General features: G+C 54.0%; 17 protein-coding genes. 5 read left to right on the plus strand and 12 right to left on the minus strand.

The annotated features are described in order from the left end of the window. Positions 1–91 precede the first annotated feature (91 nt). Positions 92–859: a nucleotidyltransferase domain-containing protein gene (locus tag KB449_RS21100; RefSeq protein ID WP_282910244.1), complete on the minus strand. Its 768-nt coding sequence runs from the start codon at positions 857–859 to the stop codon at positions 92–94. Between the two features lie 264 nt (positions 860–1,123). After that, positions 1,124–1,918: an SDR family oxidoreductase gene (locus KB449_RS21105; RefSeq protein ID WP_286672233.1), complete on the minus strand. Its 795-nt coding sequence runs from the start codon at positions 1,916–1,918 to the stop codon at positions 1,124–1,126. Between the two features lie 115 nt (positions 1,919–2,033). Between KB449_RS21105 and KB449_RS21110 the strand changes: the two genes are divergently transcribed. Next, positions 2,034–2,918 carry an AraC family transcriptional regulator gene (locus tag KB449_RS21110; protein WP_282910246.1) on the plus strand — a complete coding sequence of 295 codons (885 nt, stop codon included), beginning with the start codon at positions 2,034–2,036 and terminating at the stop codon, positions 2,916–2,918. A gap of 125 nt (positions 2,919–3,043) precedes the next feature. Here the strand turns inward: KB449_RS21110 and KB449_RS21115 are convergent, their stop codons facing one another. Both KB449_RS21115 and KB449_RS21120 read right to left on the minus strand, forming a co-directional pair. Further along, positions 3,044–3,271: a DUF6199 family natural product biosynthesis protein gene (locus KB449_RS21115; RefSeq protein ID WP_282910247.1), complete on the minus strand. Its 228-nt coding sequence runs from the start codon at positions 3,269–3,271 to the stop codon at positions 3,044–3,046. Positions 3,272–3,538: 267 nt separating this feature from the next. Then, positions 3,539–4,711 (minus strand): hypothetical protein, encoded by a 1,173-nt coding sequence (locus KB449_RS21120; RefSeq protein ID WP_282910248.1) that lies wholly within the window; start codon positions 4,709–4,711, stop codon positions 3,539–3,541. Positions 4,712–4,889: 178 nt separating this feature from the next. Between KB449_RS21120 and KB449_RS21125 the strand changes: the two genes are divergently transcribed. Continuing rightward, a complete protein-coding gene (locus KB449_RS21125) occupies positions 4,890–5,288 on the plus strand; it encodes an MmcQ/YjbR family DNA-binding protein (protein ID WP_282910249.1) in 399 nt (132 codons plus the stop codon). Between the two features lie 48 nt (positions 5,289–5,336). On the opposite strand, the gene KB449_RS21130 is transcribed toward KB449_RS21125, so the two are convergent. From KB449_RS21130 to KB449_RS21140, 3 genes are all read right to left on the minus strand, one after another. Then, the gene (locus tag KB449_RS21130; protein WP_282910250.1) at positions 5,337–6,224 is read right to left on the minus strand and encodes an aminoglycoside phosphotransferase family protein; all 888 of its coding nucleotides are present in this window, start codon (positions 6,222–6,224) and stop codon (positions 5,337–5,339) included. 58 nt (positions 6,225–6,282) lie between these two features. Beyond that, positions 6,283–7,545, minus strand: coding sequence for an outer membrane protein assembly factor BamB family protein (locus KB449_RS21135; protein WP_282910251.1), 1,263 nt, complete (start codon positions 7,543–7,545; stop codon positions 6,283–6,285). A 227-nt stretch (positions 7,546–7,772) separates the two neighbouring features. After that, on the minus strand, positions 7,773–11,045 hold the full coding sequence (locus KB449_RS21140; protein ID WP_282912880.1) for a DUF5107 domain-containing protein: 3,273 nt from the start codon (positions 11,043–11,045) through the stop codon (positions 7,773–7,775). Between the two features lie 212 nt (positions 11,046–11,257). On the opposite strand from KB449_RS21140, the gene KB449_RS21145 reads away from it, so the two are divergent. Continuing rightward, positions 11,258–12,145 (plus strand): helix-turn-helix domain-containing protein, encoded by an 888-nt coding sequence (locus tag KB449_RS21145; RefSeq protein WP_282910252.1) that lies wholly within the window; start codon positions 11,258–11,260, stop codon positions 12,143–12,145. A gap of 252 nt (positions 12,146–12,397) precedes the next feature. Then, the gene (locus tag KB449_RS21150) at positions 12,398–13,018 is read left to right on the plus strand and encodes an NAD(P)-dependent oxidoreductase (RefSeq protein ID WP_282910253.1); all 621 of its coding nucleotides are present in this window, start codon (positions 12,398–12,400) and stop codon (positions 13,016–13,018) included. A gap of 176 nt (positions 13,019–13,194) precedes the next feature. On the opposite strand, the gene KB449_RS21155 is transcribed toward KB449_RS21150, so the two are convergent. Together KB449_RS21155 and KB449_RS21160 are read right to left on the minus strand one after the other, a co-directional pair. Next, positions 13,195–14,085, minus strand: coding sequence for a TrmH family RNA methyltransferase (locus KB449_RS21155; RefSeq protein WP_282910254.1), 891 nt, complete (start codon positions 14,083–14,085; stop codon positions 13,195–13,197). Then, the gene (locus tag KB449_RS21160) at positions 14,072–14,746 is read right to left on the minus strand and encodes a potassium channel family protein (RefSeq protein ID WP_282910255.1); all 675 of its coding nucleotides are present in this window, start codon (positions 14,744–14,746) and stop codon (positions 14,072–14,074) included. The genes KB449_RS21155 and KB449_RS21160 overlap by 14 nt, the downstream gene beginning before the upstream one ends. Positions 14,747–14,913: 167 nt before the next feature. On the opposite strand from KB449_RS21160, the gene sspI reads away from it, so the two are divergent. Further along, complete coding sequence (gene sspI, locus KB449_RS21165) at positions 14,914–15,153, plus strand: small acid-soluble spore protein SspI (protein ID WP_282910256.1); 240 nt, start codon at positions 14,914–14,916, stop codon at positions 15,151–15,153. A 6-nt stretch (positions 15,154–15,159) separates the two neighbouring features. Here sspI and KB449_RS21170 read toward each other — a convergent pair whose 3' ends face one another. The 3 genes from KB449_RS21170 to KB449_RS21185 all read right to left on the minus strand — a co-directional run bounded on the left by KB449_RS21170 (position 15,160) and on the right by KB449_RS21185 (position 19,507). Beyond that, complete coding sequence (locus tag KB449_RS21170; protein WP_282910257.1) at positions 15,160–16,329, minus strand: alpha-D-ribose 1-methylphosphonate 5-triphosphate diphosphatase; 1,170 nt, start codon at positions 16,327–16,329, stop codon at positions 15,160–15,162. A gap of 134 nt (positions 16,330–16,463) precedes the next feature. Further along, a complete protein-coding gene (locus tag KB449_RS21180; RefSeq protein WP_350356236.1) occupies positions 16,464–18,197 on the minus strand; it encodes an Imm51 family immunity protein in 1,734 nt (577 codons plus the stop codon). A 218-nt stretch (positions 18,198–18,415) separates the two neighbouring features. Beyond that, the gene (locus KB449_RS21185; protein ID WP_282910258.1) at positions 18,416–19,507 is read right to left on the minus strand and encodes a Gfo/Idh/MocA family protein; all 1,092 of its coding nucleotides are present in this window, start codon (positions 19,505–19,507) and stop codon (positions 18,416–18,418) included. Between the last annotated feature and the right edge of the window lie 66 nt (positions 19,508–19,573).

Consider the following 19,573-nt stretch of genomic DNA (forward strand, 5'->3'; position numbering starts at 1 on the left):
CCGAACACCTAATGCAGTGAGATCCCGACGGGCTTTGGAGGCTGGATGTGGTCACTCGCTTCTCAGAGTAAACCGGAGCGTCAATATGGTGTTAGCCGAAGGAAGTTCTGGAAGCAGCAATTGCATTTAAGGCGTTCTCAAAATAGCTATATACTTCATCTGCAATTCCCAGAAACTCTTCAACAGGTACATTACTATCCAAGTAACAAGCATACAGATAATTAACTAAAGCGGAGTCAATCTCGCAATAGTTTAATAGGGCATTCTTCATCTTATTAATGTCATCTTGCCATACACCTGTATCTTCTAAAACCAAAGAGTATAATGCACGAATTAATCTCTTAGAGTAACCTTTAATATATCTAGTTTGCATTGTGTTATCACTAGCATTAGAAAGTAAACGATGTATACGATCTACTTCGTTCTTGGTCTCTGTATTTAAGTCTATAATGAACGCTGGAGAAATAATTATCGGTGGTACTTTTTCACCAACGTCATGACCATATATGCAAACACAAATAATCTTAACCCAAAACCCCCACTCATTTGGTTTATTTAATACATCGTCAATCGAGCAAATAATCGTATCAATCTTAGTCACTACTGGATATTCTTCCAGCAGCCTGTCTTTAATATTTGACAATCTTTCGTAATCAATATCTTTGGGATTTACACATACAATAGTAAAGTCTGCATCTGACTCAAAAGGTTTAGCAGTTCCTTTTGGAATCGAGCCACACATATAAATGCTATGAATCTTACCTTTAAATTCGGTAAGTATGTTATCTATATACTTATCAACAAAATCCTTATATTCACTTTGTATTACAATTCTATTAATAACTTTTTCTAATATCATATAGACCCCTCCTAAACTAAGAACTTCTTTCGGTTAACGTCTTTTTTGCGAACTTCATAAATTCGTCATGACTTAAGTTGTTCGCGAAATCATTAAACTATCCTCCCGATCGTTAACAGCCTGCCCGATCACACAGGCAGGCTGTTTAATTCCAACTATCGTTCCCTTTTGAATGGCTCTTACTGATTTTCCTTCACCAAGAAGCAGATAGCGTGACTACGACTGCCGATCGCAGCGCCGGCACGTCCCTGTATATTTTAGATGCTATCCTTGCGCTGTGGGGCGGACCACGATTTCACTGACGTCCACCTCTTCTGGTTGCTCAATAGCGAACGCAATAGCTTTAGCGATAGCGTAGGGGGATAACGCGATGTTCTGATAAGCTTCGAGTTTGGCCTTCATCTCCGGGTCCTTTATGGCTTCCAGGGCATCCGAATTTGTGGATCCAGGTGTGCTTGTGAATCCCGGTGAGACGATCGTTACGCGAAGTTTATCGCCGGCTTCTTGACGCAGGCCCTCAGAAATCGCACGAACGGCAAGCTTTGTGCCTGCATAAACCGACATATTAGGCAGAATGCGATAGGCTGCCGTGGAAGCAATATTAATAAAATGTCCGGAACGCTGTTTCCGAAAGGTGGGTAGTGCTGCTGCTATCCCATATAGAACGCCTTTAATGTTGATGTCGATCATATTTCCCCATTCTTCGATCCGCAGATCGTCAAAGGGAGACATCGGCATGACACCGGCATTGTTGATAAGAACATCAAGCTTTCCAAATTTTTCGTGTGCCAATTGAACTAGCTCCGAAAGATCTTCGGATCGCCTCACGTCAGCAACTTGATAAGCTGCCTTGCCACCAGACTTCTCAATGCGGCTAGCTATAGCTTCAAGCTGATCCAATCGCCGTGCGCCAAGTACGACTTGTGCTCCGCTCTCGGCAAGCAGCATTGCAGTTGCTTCACCGATCCCGCCACTTGCGCCTGTAATTATTACTACTTTATCTTTTATTCGGGTCACACTCACCACTTCTTTCTCTATAATATTTCTTACAGATTTCATTTTAAGAAATGAGAGGGCTAATCCGGTAGGCGATTCACGCCCTTTCCTTGCCTAATCCCGCCAGATAAGTATAATGGCTTTAACAGTTTTGAATAAAAGAGGTTGGTGCATAAACTTGGAATGGATCATTTCTGAGTTAGTCCGGTACATCGATCGTCATGCACCGACGGATGGCGTACACAGCATGGCAATTCCAGCGCTTTATTTCAGACGTCAATCACAGCAGTCAGGGCCCGTGTACAGCAACAGCCATCCTTCCCTTTACATCGTTGCCCAAGGTTCGAAAACGGTTGAATTAGCAGAGGAAAGATATGATGTTGATCCAGGGAGTTATTTGGTCTCTTCGGTTCATCTGCCTGTAATCGGACAAATTACCCAAGCATCACCAAGCCACCCGTACCTAAGTTTACAACTAACCTTCCATCCGGATATTCTTCTTGATGTAATGAAAACATCCAGTCCCTCGAAGAAGATCACGACTGAACGAGGAATCCTATTAAATCCATCTACCTCGGACTTGCTCAAAGCGGTTCTACGCCTTGTAGAACTACTGGAGACACCCGGTGATATTGAGGTACTGGCTCCCTTGATCATTAAAGAAATATTTTACAGAGTCCTTCAAGGTGAGAAAGGAGAACTGCTGAAGCAATTTGCCGTGAACGGAAGCTATGCACTTTGCATCTCAGAAGCGATACAATGGATCAACCATCATTATTCCGAGCCTTTAATCATTGAAGAATTGGCTAAGACGGTCAAGATGAGTCCGCGGACCTTGCATAGACATTTCAAGAAAGTAACGGCTATGAGTCCGATTCAATATCAAAAGATGATTCGCTTGCAAACTGCACGACGACTGCTGCTTACAGAAAACCTGGATGCTGCTAACGCAGGATTTCGTGTTGGATATGAAAGTCCTTCACAATTTAATCGAGAATACGCCCGCTTATTTGGTCGTCCCCCGATAAGAGATATTCATGATTTACGCGATTATTCTTTGTAGAAGATATCGTAAGTAGCTCCCCAACTTTGTACCAAGGTTATTGGATGTATTCTGCCTGTTAGTTGAACAGCCTGCCGTATCTCGCCGGCAGGCTGTGGAATTGAACAATCGCGTTAGCTTAAATTTCAATGGAAGTATGGTTGGACTAACAATACAAGGCCAATGACTGCAAATATTGCAGTTCCAATTCGAGAAAATAAAAAATAAGCAGGTGAAGGTTCTCGTGTTGCCTTCCACCCTTGAGTTATACTCCAAAATGTTTTTGGCTTAAAAGTGGCGAATAATGCAATTCCTGTCCAAAGCACAAGTAATATTGTAATTAATACAGAAATTACTTTGATTTCAGGTGGCACCGTTTAATCCCCTCCTTGAGTCACACAATACTCCTAAAAATTTCAATTTTCAATCCTTTAAATGACTACGCTAAACTACCCGTTACTTCAATGAAAACGGCAGCCGATCGTCTGGCCGGCTGCCGCAATACTCGTTCTGTTATCGTTCCTCATTAGGTTCGAAATAACCTGTATTTGACGTATCTCGATTGAATGTAATAAACATCTTGAATACAACCGTAAGTGTGCTTTACTGTGTTCCATTCTAATTAACTGGAGTTTCCTAGATTACGGGCTCCCCCCAGCCGCGGCGAACAAGTCAGCCGCGGCGAAACCCGGATAGAAGGTATCGAGGATCGCCATGGAAGTCACGTCGACTTTGGCGATTTCGCCCGTGTCGAGCAGAATGTAGCACGCTCCGGCCTCCGGGCACAGCGCCATTTTTCGAGTTAGCTGCGGAAAGTACGTCGAGAAGGTCCCCCCTCTGCCATATCGGGTCAGGAGGTGCTCCGAAACCGCCACATACTGATTGTTAGGAGGATTTGCGGCACCTTCCAACGGAAGATCGATATACGGGTTGAAGGCGATCACCGGAATGCCTTGCTCGCCCAGCCCTAGATGGGTATCCGGCGGGATGGGGAATCCTGGTTCAGTATCTACCTTGATACCGCTCTGCGTATCGTAGATGTCTACATGTCCGGGGACGATGATATTTCCCCAATTCGGGATAAAAACGCTCGTCAGAGGCGTAGTGAGAGCGATCCGTCCCGGCAGTATAGCTGTTACGACATCATAACCCTCAAGCGAGTACAGCAGATAAGAGGTAGACGCCTCGTATATAAGCGCCGATGCCGGGTAGACGGAGATCATCCGGTCTCCATAAGGATCCCCGGCCATGCGCAGTACGCCGGCTGGCTGGGTGAGCGATCCGAGCAATTCTCCTGTCGCGGGTTCAATCCGCAGCAGCCGTCCGTCATCGGCTGCATATAAATCTCCGCCAGCAAGCATGTCCGCGAAGACAGCACGGGGAGCCGCTGTCGGAATATAGGCGGCGAACGATCGCAGATCAGATTCGACCATTACAATCCCGGCTTCATTTTCCAAGGAGAGGTACAAATAAGTGGGCTCGGCAAAAACGACTGGGACCATGAATTGCCCTGCAGATCCTCCCTCCGCGTTGTAAGCTCTTACGGACAGCGCCACGCCGTTCGATCCCGGACCTGCGGCGACAGCTCTGATCCCGACCAGGTCGAACCCTGCGAACGCATAAGCTTCAATCGAGCTGTTCGTGACAGTAAATAAATGTTGCGCGTATACGGTCATTGGGCCGCTATCTCCGGTGCGAGTATAGGTTTCCAACAGCACATTCGCGTAGTTTGCGGATGGGTTGGCTGCGGTAATCACCATTCCGGCCATCCGGCCCGGGCCTATATTGGCGATGAGGCCAGTATCCCACTTCATGTCGACTCCCCCTTCTAAGTCATGCTTCAATATCGTATGCCACACGAACGGTAAAGGGACAGGCACATGCGCAGCGGCGTTGACCCTAGCAATGCCTATTTCGCGCCAAGTCCGAACCGTTCCAGATCAATGGCGACCGCGAGAATCGATCGGATTGTAACGCAGGAGAAAATGGATTATGCTGGGGGAAAAATGGTGCAGGAAGGAGGCGAGGGGATCAATGTTATCCATTTCTGATATTCGTGAATTCGCTTTATCGATGCCTGGCGTGGAAGAGGTAGAGCATTGGGGAAAAACCTCTTTTCGGATGAACAACAAGATCTTTGCCGTGATCCAGGATGACAAGAAGACCCTTACCGTGAAGACCACCAAGGAAATAAGAGCGTTGCTTATCCAGATGGCCCCTGATATTTACAGGATCCCGGATTCGTTTTCCAACCTCAATTATATGCACATCAATCTTGAATTGGCGAACGATGCAGAAGTGACGGAATACATTCAAAATGCATGGGGACACATCGCACCGAAAAAAGCAGCAAAAGCTTTTTTTGAAAATCGAGCCGGTCGTTCCCGATAACGCGGAACTCCTTCGCCTAACACGAATTTGCCTGCTTGGACTAATTATCTATTTGAATCGTACTGGATGATTCAACCATTCATCCACGTCTACGCTGCCCTGAACGCGAAGCAGCCGATAGAAGAATCGGTAAGGCAATCTATACGATTCGAGATTCGGCAGAGCAAGGCGTTGGGCATACGCTTGTTTGAAATATTTTGCAGAGAGCTCATCTAAGACGTATTCTAAGCCGATAAAATCAAATTCTCTTGGTGCCAGCGCATAAACTTCTGTATCTACGAGGCCGGTTAACTCGCTACCGTTTGTCAGAAACTGAGTGGGATCCATATCGATTAAGACAAAAGTAAAGTGGCTAGGAACTGGCAATTTTTTGACCATTGCGATTATTGACGGAAGTAGTTGCCGGATACGTTGATGTTCTGAATAGAAGTTATCGACCAACTCGATCATGGTATGGATAAGTGCATCATGAAAATCCGATCTTGCCGTTTGATGGCTGCCGGATATCGTTCCCGCCCAGTCGGATCGAAACCGATGAAGACTGGCGATTCCCGTTCCCAAATCGGCGAGTGCGGTTGATGGCAGACCGATAAAAGAACGGCACGTTGAACCTTGCAGCTTCTCGACGACCAGATATTCGCGGCCGTTCAACGATCCTTTTCGAATCACTTGCGGCACTGGTATCGAAGTGAATAGCCTTAGCGCGCGATTGATCGCCGCCAGCTCGTCGACATGCCGCGGATTTATTCCGAACAGTCGACTGCATCCAAACCAGAAATCATTGTCCGGTAGTCCCCGCATCCTCGTCGAGCGCACGACAACTTCTTCTCTTTCTGTCTGGACGAGCCAAACATCGCTGGCATGATCGTCATATCCGGGATTGAGCTCCGTTTGCCGGAGGATGGGATCTTGAAATAAAAACTGCAAATCATCCATGGATTTGCCTCGTCTCATTGTTATTGAAAGCGTCTTGACTGCTAGCTGTGCATCATTGTTATGAAAGGCCCTTTGCTGCTGCTGCGCTTGAAATTTTGAACAAGCCTATGGGGTCGAACAATGCGTAGACGTTGCCATCCTTATCGGTATCTGTAGGTACGATCATGGGCCCGTATTGCTCGCGGTAAAGGAGAATGAACCGTTCGTTGCCATTGGGATCCAGCGAATACAAGGTTCCGCCGTTGTCCGTGAAGTACACGTTTCCTTTCGCATCGGAATGAGATACATAGGCGTCGGAATATCCGGGGAAACGGATTTTGTAGCTCCATAGAACTTTGCCTTTCGCATCTACTTTGGAAATCCCGCCATCCTTGCGGCTAACATATATATTTCCTTTGCCGTCGTTGGGAATGCCGGAATCTTTAAGCCATGCCGTATTAATTAGCCCCGTTGGCAGCGTCGCACCTGTCGCAGCGTCCCAAAGAACCCACGGGCCCGTTGATGAGGTTAGCAAAATGTACTTGCCATTGTTTACGAGAGTGGCATCACTGGAGATATTGTTACTCCATAATAATTTGCCGGTATCGTCCAACGCATAAATTTTATCTTCCGTTTCGACGTAGGTTGTCCCGTTAGGCCCCGTGAAAAATCCATTTACATTGGTATGCTTGAACTCAAATGTATTAAATTGCGTTGTCGTCACTTTCAGAATATCGGTGTTTTTCCATGCAATGCCGCCATTGCGTATACCAATGATTCCATCATCCGAGTACGTAACGAAGGTTCCGTCGGCGCCTCCTCGGTATGTCACAAAGTCTTCGGTGTTCCGGGTTACCAATTCGTATTCCCATAGAAGCGTCCCCTGCGCCGTTAATGCGGTAATATAACCCGGCGTATATTGGTCAAGGAAGCTTTGCGGTTGGCGAATGGCGTAAATCGTTCCGTCCGCCCCTAGTTCAAGCAACGTATAGTCAAATGCCGAGGAAGTTTTCAATGCATATTGCCACTGCTCTTTGCCGGAAAGGTCGTAGGAAATGACGCGATGACCGCTAACGACAAAAATTTGGTTTTTCTCTTTATTCATCCTCATGTCGTTTGCATCTTCAATCTCTTTAATCCACTTTATCGGGTAATTTTTGAAGCCTCGGAATTTTAAATGTTCGCCGCGATCGTTCGTATACTTGAGTTCCTGATTAACGTTCGAAGGGAGCTGAAACGGCTTGGCCGTATGAACTGTTGCTGCCGAAATGCCGGAAGTCTGGATGCCCATCAGAAAGACAGCGAGAAAAACTAAAACTTTTAAAGCTATGCGCTTCTTCAATCTGTTCCCTCCGTCTTTTCTCGTGAAATAATTAGTCAGTAATAACATACTTTCGACAAAGCGGTGGAATATCCTCCCAAGTAGCGATCGCTTGGCCCCCGCTTGCGCTACAGCTTCCGGACCGGTAAAATCGTCGACTTAAAAAAGAAAAAAGAGCGGATTCCCGCTCTTTTCCCATCCCAACTCAACTCATTCCGACTCAATTCAACTCATTCCAACTCCATTCATCAAATACCGGTTAAAGCGAAGTGGACCTTCGCTCCGGCATGGTTCGCCTCCATCGCGAGTACCGTCCGGAGCTCTTCTTTCGCCTCGCTCTTCCGGCCGAGACCGAGCAGGCCGAGGCCTCTCATGTAATGGCAATGAATCCGGTTGCGCTTGTTTAAATCGTCCTCGAAGACGAGGAAATCCGGCAGCGACACGGCAAAATAGTCGAATTTCACGTCGTCGTTCAGATGTCGCTCCGCATAGTCGACTAATTTGTTGAAGCGGCGCTTGGCCTCCTTCTCGACGCCGAGCTTCTGCCAGGCCAGGCCCTGGTAAAAAATCATATCCGGCGGTTGGTCGTTGTAGTACATCGCGCTCGCCGGCTCCTCCAGTCCCAGAGAAGCCCGCCGGAAGCTGTCTTCGGCTTGATCCGCGCGTCCCAGCCCTTCGCAGGCGAGACCCAAATAGTAATAAACGTTGTTCTCCTGAGCGCCCTCTAGCTTGCCTTCGCCCAGATTTTCCGGGTAAACGAGCGCTGCCTGCAGGTGAGCTACAGCGTCCTCGTACCGCCGATCGGCGAGATCCAGCTTCGCCGACTCGACATGCGCCAGCACATGCTGGCCCGTCGCCTTGCCTTCTCCACCCTCCCACGGATGGAACTGGCGCTCGGCCAGTGCGTGCAGCGCATCTGCATGGCGGCCCATCGCGTTCAGCAGCGTTACGTACTCGAGGTACAGGTCGTCGCGCTTGTCCACGAGCGTCTTGCGGGCGGCCAATACCTCGAACCGCCTTTCAGGCGCATAGCCCAGCTTCTTGTATAGTTGGTCGAGCTCGTAGAGCACCCGGGCGTCGTCCGCGCGAAGAGCATACGCGCGTTCCAGCGAAGCAAGCGTGCGGTCCGCATCGCCAAGCTTGTTGAAATACGCGAGCGCGAGATTGCGGTGTACCGTCGCGAAGTCGCCGTTTGCGTTCCGTGAAGCCTCCCAGGCCTTAATCGCGTCCTGATGACGTCGTTTGTCGTACAGCCAGTTGCCCAAGTAGTAATTCGCCTTGTCGTCCGCGCCGTCCGCGAGTACCGCGCTCTCGAGCACGAGCAGGTCGAACAGGCTGTTAGGGAAGCAGTACTCGGGATTCGACGCGCGTCCGGCTTCACGGAACGCCTGAGCCTGCGTCAAGTCGCCTGTTGCTTCATACAGATAGCCCAGCGTATAGTGGACCATCGGGTAGGCATCTGCCGAAGCCTCCGGCGCGATGCGGCGCAGCACGTCGATCGCTTCTTCGTACAGCCCGGCCGAGGCATAGTCGGCGGCCAGGCTCAAGTAATTATGGGCGTCGCCTCGCATGAGGCGCAGCAGCTCCGCGCGCGCGTCGGCGGATGCAGGTACATGGCCAGCCTCTGCGAATGCAAGGATGCGCTCATTGGCGGTGCCGAAGTCCGCCACGTCAATTGCCAGTGTCTCTTCAGCATAAGCCAAGGATTCCTCAACGCGTCCCAGCCGGCGCAGCAGCGCGGCCTTCAGATGGCGCGCCTTATAGTTACGGGCGTTGCGAACAATCGAGCGTTCGACCAGCTCCAGCGCCTCGTCGAATATGCCCTTCGAAGCCGCGATCTGAGCGAGCGTGAAGTACCCGGCGTCCTGCCAGGCGGCCGACCATGTCGACTTGTACAACGCCGCGAACGCTTCCTTGTCTTTGCCCTGCAGCTTCAATGCGAAGCCCAGCTGATACAGCGCCTCGCCGTCGTATGGGTTCGGGTTGCGCCACGTCAAGGACTTGACCGCAGAACGAAAATGCCCCTCCGCTTCAGCGAACAGCCCGCGCCGCAGCAGAAGCGTGCCGTAGGCAACATTGATGCGAATGTCGGACGGATCGCGCTTCAAGCCTTCAAGGTAATAGGACTCCGGCTCGAACGTGGCATGACGGTATTGCTCCAAATGCAGCCCTGCCAGATACAGCTGCTCGTTCGTACTTAACTCCTGTGGCTCCGGCAACGGCTTGGCGGCCTCCGGCACATCCTCGATGGAAGGCTCGGCAGGCCGGTAAGCGATAAGAAGGCGCCCCTCGGCGCTCTTGATCGTGACGGTCAGGTCATGCGGCCGGTCTCCCTCGTCCAGCGATACGACAGATTTGAACGTGGATACCGGCGATAGGACGACGCTCTCCTTCAAGTAAGCGCGCTGCCTGCCTTTAAGCTCGATGACCGCGTCAACGAACACGGAAGTCGCGTACGCCAGCACCGTTGCTTGGCGCGCGGTCTCATCGACCTCGAGATTAACGGCCGCGTCGATGGATGCATTTTTAACGACCCCGATGTCCTTGTAAGGCATGAAGTACTGGGTGAACGACTTTTCCTCGTAAGGCGCAAGCCACGTAAAATCAGGCTGGTTGTCCGTATAAACGCCGGTCATAAGCTCAATATACGGACCATCTTCGTCCGTAAGATTGCGGTCCCACGCCTGCCCGAATTGTCCATTTCCCCACGTCCACTGCTTTTTACCCGGCGATACGTGATGATTGGCGACATGCAGCAGACCGGCTTGGACGCCATGGTCGTAACCGCCGACGAAGTTGTATTCCGACTTGTAGGCCATATAGGATGTCGGAACAGGGATGTTCCGATAACGGGAAATGTCCACGCCTGCGGAGTAATCCATTTTGTAGTACATGCCCGTTGCGATCGGGAACCGGGAAACATCGCGTTTGCCATGGTCGAAGACGGCTGTCACGTCCGGCGGGAACACCGACTGCGTATGGTCGTTGACGGCCACCGCCGGGTTCGCCCACCACAGGAACGTTTGCGGCTCGGGCGTGCGATTGTACAGCTGCGCAGAAATTTCTAAGTACGCTTTGCCCGGATGCAGCGTAAAGCCAGCCGTTACCTTCGTACCGTACATGCGGTCGATCTCGCTGACCCACACGGTAGCGGAGCCATCCTCGCGCGCTTCGAGCTTGTATTCGACCGGCCCGTAAGTGTTCGGACGGTGGTGCTGTGGCCAGTTGAACTCAATGCCGCCGGAAATCCAAGGACCGGCCAGTCCGACGAGCGCCGGCTTGATGACGCGATTGTAGTAGACGAAGTCGTAGTCGTTTGTCTTGTCCAGCGCGCGGTAGACGCGGCCGCCAAGCTCGGGCATGATTTCGATCCGTACGAATTCGTTTTCCAATATGGCAAGCCGGTAATTTTGCGGCTTCTTATCGTCCTCGATTTTGTCGACGACCGGATGCGGATAGACGCGTCCGGAGCTGCCCTGATACACGCGCTTCTCCAGAAACATCGGGTTGCGGTCGGGCATACCGATGCCGTAAGTCGGAATAGAAACATCCTCTTCCCAAATCCGCACGGTCTGCGCCCGAGCTGTCGCTGCTTGTTGTGCCAAGATGAATCCCTCCTCCGATGGATACCTTCACTTTACGATAGATAATGCTACTCGCCAATTGACTGAATTCGGTTTATGATGGAGGATATTCTGATTTCATATGGATAACTCGACAGGAGTGGCACGTCGTGGACGATATTCAGAAACCGGAAGGCTTCCCTCAAGAAAAGCTGTTCGTGCTGCCCGACTATTTTGCCGTCGAGTTGGCCGAATTCGAGTTGACCAAAAATTTCTATGCGAGCGATATCGGTTACTTCCCCCGCGCGCGCCATCACTACCGCGATCGACCCGAGGGCTGCGACTCGCATATCGTCATCTATTGCACGGATGGCGCCGGATGGGTGGAGCAGGAAGGGAAGACCCAGCCGATCGCAGAGCGGCATCTGGCCGTCATTCCGGCAGGCGTCCCGCATCGTTATGGCGCATCGGCCGAATCGCCATGGAGCATTTACTGGTTTCATTTGAGAGGCGATCATGTCGACGCCCATCTCCGTCTCTATGGATTAGGCGGGCGTCCCGTCCAGGTATCGATCGGCATGCATACCCACTTTCTGGAGAGTTTCGAACGATGCTACAGCTTGCTCTTGGACAAGCCCTATTCGCTCCCGGCGCAGGTTCAAGTGTCGCAGACGCTTGCCCAGCTGCTAGGCGCGATCGGTCTTGGCACAGGCGGCACGTCCCGCCAACGCAAGCGAGAAGAAGATATCGAGCGTGCGATCCGTTATATGAACGATCATCTGCAGTCTTCCATCACGCTTCCCGAGCTCGCCTTTCATACGGGACTGTCGAAGCAGCACTTAATTTACCTGTTTAAGCAGGAGACGAGTTTCTCGCCGATCGATTATTTCCTTCGCCTGAAGATGCAAAGAGCCGGCCAGCTTCTAAGCCTGACCGGCATGGCTATAAAGGAGGTCGCCGCGGAAGTCGGCTTCGGCGATCCGTACTATTTTTCCCGCATGTTCAAAAAGCTCATGGGCGTCTCGCCATCCGACTACCGCAGCATGCCCAAGGGCTGAGGCCAGCACATGGAGGGGCCACACCGCCGATGGAGGCGAAGAAGCGCTGTACAGCGTCACATGGACGGACCACGGCGCCAACCGTGGAGAAGAGACGCTATACAGCGTCTCTTCGAGGGACCACGACGCCAACTGTGGCAAAGAGACGCTATACAGCGTCACATGGACGGACCACGGCGCCAACCAACCGTGGCAAATCGACCTAGCACGTTGATCGCTGGCGCATCCTCTCGGAGAAGGAGTTTTGTTTTAATGAACATTTTAATTTTAGGCGCGACTGGACGGGTAGGAAGTAAAATCGTTCCTTATGCGCTACATGATGGACATCATGTTACCGTGTTAGTTCGTACGCCAGAAAAAATTCAAATGAATGATGAAAATTTATCTATTCTTCAAGGTAATGTGCTGGTTAAACAGGATATCGGCCGTGCTATGCAAGGGATTGATACCGTTATAAGCGCATTAAATACGGATGGAACAACCACTCTCTCAGAGAGTATGCCTCTTATTATCGAAGCCATGGAACGCGAAGGCATACAACGAATTATCACGGTAGGGACAGCAGGTATACTGCAAAGCAGGACTAGCCCGGATACACTTCGTTATCAGTCCAGCGAATCCAAGCGCAGAACGGTCCGTGCAGCCACAGAACATCATAAAGTTTACGAGTTGCTTAAACAATCAACGCTAAAATGGACGATCGTCTGTCCCACGTATTTGCCTGATGGAGAAAGAACAGGTAACTATCGAGTAGAACGCCATTTTCTGCCTGAGGGTGGCGTTGAAATATCCGTGCCGGACACAGCAGAATTTACATTTGGCCTGATAAAAACGAACGATTATATCCAATCGCGTGTAGGTATTGCCTATTGACGCCGATGCCATGTCGGAGAGAAACACAATGCGCTCAAAAAGAAAAACCCCTTGATAAGCAAGGGATTATGATCAAGGAATTCAATCTGAAAAGATTAGAAAACGCTGTGGCAACAAACTGCGTTCCAAATCGGTGACGAGCGCCATTCATACGAGAGAACATCCGAAGTTACAACTCACAGGCTCGGACCCTGTGAGTTTAAAACCAACCGCTGCCGCTGCGCCTCGAACAACAGCACCGTGGCGGCCATCGCTACGTTCAGCGACTCGGCGTATCCGGTCATCGGGATGATGATCGGCCGATCGATAAGCGCCTGCGCTTGTGCGGAGAGCCCGGCGCCCTCGTTGCCGAAGAGCAGCCAGACGTCGCCGCCGGTCAGGTCGATCTCGTAACAGGACAGCTCCGCTTGCAGGCTCGTACCGTACAAGACCGCGCCCTGCCGCTTCGCTTCAGGCAGGAGCTCGCTCAGATCGGCCTCGATCGTCGGCACGCGGAAGAGCGAGCCCATCGTGGCGCGCAGCGTCTTGGCATTATAAAGATCGGCAGTGCCCTTGCCGAGCACGACGGCCGCAGCGCCGCTCGCAGCAGCGCAGCGCACGATCGTACCGACGTTGCCCGGATCCTGCACGCCGTCGAGCACGACGACGGGGCCGCGCCGGCGCAGGGCGGCCATAGTGTCGGCATCCTCGCTCGGTCCGCTTCCGAACAGCGCCTCCCGTTCGACGCTTCGCTTTATCGCCACCGCAAATACCGGCTGCGGCGTCTCGGTCTCGCTGCACTTGGCGATGATGTCCGGCGAGACCGGGATCCACGCCGTCTCAGCGGCCTGCCCGTCTCCCGATCCGCCGCGCTCCGCGTAAGGCAGCAGCTCCTCGGGCAAGCCGAAGCCCTCGTCGAAAACGACGGCCTCGAGCGGCCATCCCGCTTCGAGCGCTTCTAAGACCAGATGGACGCCCTCCAGCTTGAAGCGCCCGCTCTGCTGCCGGTATTTGCGCTCGGACAGCTTGGCCCATCCCTTGACGCGAGGATTGGCGACGGAGGCGATCGCTTGCTCAAAGACTGGCATAGTCTTGCTCCAATTGGGTCAGCTGCCCGTTGTTGCCCACGATGACAAGCACGTCGGTGCGCAGCAGCGGCTTGTCGGCACGCGGCGTCACGTCCATTTTTTCCCCGCCGTGCTTGATTGCCATGACGTTGCACCCGTATTTTACGCGAAAATCGAGCTCCCTCAGCGTCTTGCCCGCCATATTCGAAGGCACCTGCAGCTCGACGATGCTATAGTCCGGAGACAGCTCGATATGCTCGATAATGTTCGGCGAGATCAGATGATGCGCGACCCGCAGCCCCATGTCCCGCTCGGGGAACACGACTTTGTCGGCGCCGATCTTGCTTAGCACCTTGCCATGAAGCTCGGTTTGCGCCTTGACGATAATCCGGGGCACGCCCAGGTCCTTGAGAATCAGCGTCGTCAGAATGCTCGCCTGAATGTCTTGGCCGATCGCGACGACCACGACGTCCAGATTGCGGATGCCGAGCGCCTTGAGCGCTTCCTCGTCGGTGGAATCCGCAGATACGGCGTGCGTGACCACGTTCGCCATATCCTGCACGCGCTCCTCGTTCTCGTCTACCGCGAGCACTTCGTAACCCATTTTCGCCAGATACTGCGCGACGCTTGAGCCGAAGCGCCCGAGACCGATGACGGCGAATTGCTTTTTGCCCTTGGCCATGCCGAAGGTTCCTCCTCGTTCTTGCCTTGCCGGCTTCGCTTTTCGTGGTTTCCATTATAACACGGACCCGCGCGCCGGATAACCGCCCGTCGGCTCGGAGACGCTATATTGGCGGCAGTCCCGGATGCCCCGGCCTGCGGACGATTGCTTCGAGGAGGATCAGTACCGTGAACATCACCCTGCGAGAAGCCATCTTCAAACGCGTCGAAGGCAAGAGCAAGGCCGAGCTGAGAGCCACGATCGAGGATTCGATCGGCAATGCCGAGGTGACGCTGCCCGGTATCGGCGTGCTTTTCGAGATGATGTGGACGCACAGCGCCGAGGAAATACGCGAGCAGCTGGTCGACACGCTGCATGCCCAGCTTGCGGCAAGAACCGGGGCGGCGGATGCCCCGACACCGAGTTGAATTTACTTAATTCCGAAAATCCCGCATCTGGGAAACGACCGTCCCTTCGACGATCGTATCGGTGACAACCGGTACGCCGCCGACAGTCCTGACGAGGAGCAGATCGGCAAACTTGCCCGGCTCGATCGAACCGACGCTCGCCGCTTGCCCGAGCGCCGTCGCCGGCTCGAGCGAAGCCATGCGCACGGCTTCGTGGAGCGGGATGCCGCCAGCGTGCATGCCGAACAAAGAATGAAGCAGCGACGCCGGATGATAATCGGAGCAAACGATGTCGGCGGCGCCTGCCCTGACGGCTTCCATAGCCGTCAGGTTTTTGTCGTGGGAGCCGCCGCGCACGAGGTTCGGAGCGCCCACGCATATTTTCACGCCCCGTTCCGAGGCGTATGCGGCCGTCTCCAGATTAAGCGGAAATTCGCTGATCGACGCGCCGAAAGCGATCGAACGGTCCACTTGCTCCGGCGTATCGTCATCGTGCGAAGCCACTGCGATACCGTGCTGTCTGGCAAGCCCGGTAAGCTGACGCAGCCTGTCCCAATCGATCAGCGCCCGTCGCGCCTGCAGCTCCTCGACGATCCGCTCGCATTCCTCCGCGTCGACGCCCTGATTTTTCATCACATAACGGTGGAAGGCGCCCGGACGACGGTACTGCCCCTGACCCGGCGCATGATCCATCAGCGACAAATAATCGATCTGTCCCTCGCCAATGAGCCGTTCCGCCAGCGGAAATCCGGTCAGATGCGACACTTCGTAACGCAGATGAACGCGATGTCGTATCATCGACCGCTGCGCGCCGAGCCGCCGGATCGTGCCGATCATCTCCGACACGAGATGCTCGCCTCGAAGGCTTAAGCCCACGCCAAGCGACAGCGAATGATACATGGTCGTGATGCCATGCCCGGCAAGCTTGCGCTCGAATTGCAGGAACGCCATTTCCATCGGAAAAAGCGTGTTCGGACGCGGCTCGGTCTCCTTCTCGATCGCGTCGCAATGGATATCGACGAGACCCGGCAGCACATAAGCGCCGTCCGCATCGATCTCCTGTGCGTCTCCGCCAACGCCGATCTCCCCGCGGCTCCCGATCCGCGCGATGCGTCCGTTTTCCACGAAGACATCGGCTTGCTCCACGCTCCCGGGCAGCACGACCTTGCCCTTGCGAATCCATAGCCTTTTTTCCATTGCTCCGCTCTCCCCCGGCACTTCCTGATACGATAAGACGATAAGGATAGTATTCCACAAACGCCCTTGCGGGAGCAACTTTGAGCGTTCGTGGAAGAAACGGTCTAATATCGGCGGGCGACCTGCTCCAGTTATTAATCCAGCTCTGCCCGTGAAAATAAATCCCGGATCAGCGTTTCGTCCTCGCAGGCTGCCCTAAAGGCGCGGGCGAAGCGGACGACCGCTTCCCGGTCTCCGGAATAGGCGCTGAACATGTCCGCCTCCGGATCGAACCGGACGACGCCGGTCAGCTCGGGCATCCGCTCCTCCAGGAATACGGCAGCCAGCGAAGCCCAATCGTAGCCGCTGCCTTCGAACCCTTCGTCCTCCCGCATGCGGAACAGCTCTTGCTTATAAACGCCGGCATTCACAATGACGGAAGTGCCGCTGCCGTAATCGACGAGCTTGAACGGAGCCAGCTCCCCGTCCAGCATTTCGTCCCGACCGCGATTCTCCTCGCCGCTTCGTCCGGCCGCCGCGGCTTCATTTCTCAACTGCGCGATCACTTGCGCCGCCGCTTCGTCGTTGAACCGCAACCTGCCGTTTTCCGACTCGATCGCCCCTTGTCGCATCCGTTCGTCCAGCCATTCCGACACAAAGTCCGGTGCATAGCCGTTCGTGGCAAATCCTTCGCCAAACACCAGCATGTCCGGATAGCGCTTCAGATAAGCTTCCCGGTCCGTATCCGGATACGTCTTGGTATAAAGCCAGAACTGAACGTCGTACATCAGCTTCGACAGGGCGTCGGCGTGGAGGGAAAAGTAGCCTTTCTCCTCCACGATTCTTCTGCCTACGGCGCGGATGAGTTCCTCGACCGGTTCGAACGTCGACGCATTGCCGCACAGCTCCGCCAGCAGCGGCGTGAACTGGCCGTCGGTCACCCGCAGCAGATCCTGCTCCGCATCCTCGGCCGAAGTGTCGTACACCTCTTCGTTCACCAGCCCGCGGATAAAATCTTCGAAGTTCGAGGCGAGGAAAGTTATACGGTAATCCTGCTCCTGATCGATATGGACGACCTGAGGCTCGCCTTGCGGTCCGCAGTCTCGGTAATCCAGCATGACTACATCATGGCCGGCGGACGGGCAGTCGCAAAAAACGACCCCGATGTCGGGATAGCCCCACTCTTCGATCATGAACGGACTTCCGAATTCTCCGGTCAGCGAATATTCTTTGTCCCGGCCGATCCCCATGATGCCCGTAATCGCGATGTGATCGTCCGCCCACGAAGTCGGCCCTTTCGTCGGAAAACACGTATTGCGCGGGATGCCCCCGTTTTGCAGCTTCATCAGGTGAATGTAGCCGGCCGGCAGCTTGTAACCGAGCTCCTCTTCCACCTCGGCGATCAGTTCGTCCGTCGGCGGATCGGACACGTAGCTGTCGCGCGCGTACTCGCTGTCTTCCCAGAAGTCCGAAAAATCCAATTGCTCGAACGGAACTTCGGGATGATTGCGGGCCGAAGCCGGCTTGGCGGCGAGACGCTCGGCTTCCGAACGGCTCAACCTCAGCAGCGTCTTCGTCAGCTCGTCCGAGGGATCGAGACTGTGGGCCTGCTCGAACGCCGCGATCGCCTCCTCGTAGCGGTCCAGATAGTAGTAGGAATACCCCGTCCGAAAATGCCACAGCACATCCGCGGCGCCTTGCTCGGCTACCGACAACAGCAGCGTCAGCGCCTCCTCGTAGCGGTTGAGGTTATTGTAGGCTCTAGCCAGGTGGCTGGTAAGCGTGTAGTCCCGCTCTTCCGGGGGAATCTGCTCGATTTTGTCGACGATTTCGCCATAGCTGCTCTTGCGGTGCCAATCGTTCAGTTGCTCGATCAAGTTTTTGGCCATGGTCGGCGCCTCCGAATATGTACAAATTTGGATGTTTCAAAATAGGGCCAATTGAATTTACCCAAATCCGTCGCAGTTCAACTCTTTCCCGACCGGTTTGTCGGCCATTTTCTTCGTTATAGATCGCGACGCTCCGGCAAGCAGGCATAAAAAGCCCGGACGGTATCCATCTCTGACCGTCCGGGCTTCCGCATGACCTATGAAATAGCTGACCGGCCTTACTCGAAGCCGCCCTCCGGCATGATCGCCGGACGCTCCGCCAGCGGCTCAAGCGCGATGTGGCGATCTTCGGCGGACGCCTGGAGCAGTCCGTTCATCGTCTCGAGCACGTGCAGCGCCAGTCTGCCGGATGCCCTGTGCGGGCGGCCTTCGGCAATCGCGCGCGCCATGTCGATGACGCCGATGCCGCGCATGTTGTCGTCGTAGCCGAAGGCGAGCGGCACGTCCTCATAGTCGCCGCCCGGCTTTTTCAGCTTGACCGGACCGCCGAACGTATTCGGATCCGGTACGCGCAGCGTGCCTTCGGTGCCGTGGATCTCGATGACATTGGTCTGGCTCGTGCCGGCCGCAACGTCGAAGCTCGTGATCAGCGTGCCTACCGCGCCGGATGCGAAATCCAGCACGCCGGCGATATGCGTCGGCGTCTCGACCGGGATGCGCTCGCCCTTCTTGGCTCCGCTGCCGATGACGCGCTCGGGCAACGAGACTGCTGCGGAAGCGGTGACGCGGCGGATCCCGCCGAGCAGGAAAATGAACGCGGTCAGATAATACGGACCCATATCGAACAGCGGACCGCCGCCCTTTTGGTAGAAGAAGACAGGGTCCGGATGCCAGGCTTCAGGTCCGCTGCCCATCATGAAGCCCGTCGCCGCGATCGGCCGTCCGATCGCGCCTTCGTCGATCAGCTTGCGGCAGGTCTGGATGCCGCCGCCCAGGAAAGTCTCTGGCGCGCAAGCGATGCGCAGCCCCTTGGACTCGGCCAGCGCGACGACGTCGCGACCGTCCTGGAGCTCGACCGCGAGCGGCTTTTCCAGATAGACGTGCTTGCCGGCTTCGAGCGCGCGGCGGCTGATCTCGGCGTGCGAGGCCGGAATCGTCAGGTTGACGACGATGTCGATCTCGGGGTCCGCGAGCAGCTCCTCGACGGTATATGCTTTCGGCACGCCGAACTCCTGCGCGCGCGAGCGCGCACGCTCGACGTCGATGTCCGCGCACGCCACGACTTGCACGTCGGACGAGGCCGTAAGATTTTTCAGGTAAATCGCGCTGATATTGCCGCAGCCGATCAGGCCGATCCGATTTTTGCTCACGCTTATCATCATACTCCTTCGCGATTGGGTTAATCGCTTCCATTATACAGCTTGTCGCCCACGCAT

This window comes from Cohnella hashimotonis (genome assembly GCF_030014955.1).
GTDB classification, from domain to species: domain Bacteria; phylum Bacillota; class Bacilli; order Paenibacillales; family Paenibacillaceae; genus Cohnella; species Cohnella hashimotonis.

Excerpts from the sequence above, each read along its gene's own strand:
- KB449_RS21155 (WP_282910254.1), bottom strand. The coding sequence starts at position 14,085 with ATGCCAGTCTTTGAGCAAGCGATCGCCTCCGTCGCCAATCCTCGCGTC.
- KB449_RS21105 (WP_286672233.1), bottom strand. The coding sequence starts at position 1,918 with ATGAAATCTGTAAGAAATATTATAGAGAAAGAAGTGGTGAGTGTGACC.
- KB449_RS21120 (WP_282910248.1), bottom strand. The coding sequence starts at position 4,711 with ATGAAGTGGGATACTGGCCTCATCGCCAATATAGGCCCGGGCCGGATG.
- KB449_RS21125 (WP_282910249.1), top strand. The coding sequence starts at position 4,890 with ATGCTGGGGGAAAAATGGTGCAGGAAGGAGGCGAGGGGATCAATGTTA.
- KB449_RS21160 (WP_282910255.1), bottom strand. The coding sequence starts at position 14,746 with ATGGCCAAGGGCAAAAAGCAATTCGCCGTCATCGGTCTCGGGCGCTTC.
- KB449_RS21100 (WP_282910244.1), bottom strand. The coding sequence starts at position 859 with ATGATATTAGAAAAAGTTATTAATAGAATTGTAATACAAAGTGAATAT.
- KB449_RS21130 (WP_282910250.1), bottom strand. The coding sequence starts at position 6,224 with ATGGATGATTTGCAGTTTTTATTTCAAGATCCCATCCTCCGGCAAACG.
- KB449_RS21140 (WP_282912880.1), bottom strand. The coding sequence starts at position 11,045 with ATGCCCGACCGCAACCCGATGTTTCTGGAGAAGCGCGTGTATCAGGGC.
- KB449_RS21180 (WP_350356236.1), bottom strand. The coding sequence starts at position 18,197 with ATGGCCAAAAACTTGATCGAGCAACTGAACGATTGGCACCGCAAGAGC.
- KB449_RS21170 (WP_282910257.1), bottom strand. The coding sequence starts at position 16,329 with ATGGAAAAAAGGCTATGGATTCGCAAGGGCAAGGTCGTGCTGCCCGGG.
- KB449_RS21150 (WP_282910253.1), top strand. The coding sequence starts at position 12,398 with ATGAACATTTTAATTTTAGGCGCGACTGGACGGGTAGGAAGTAAAATC.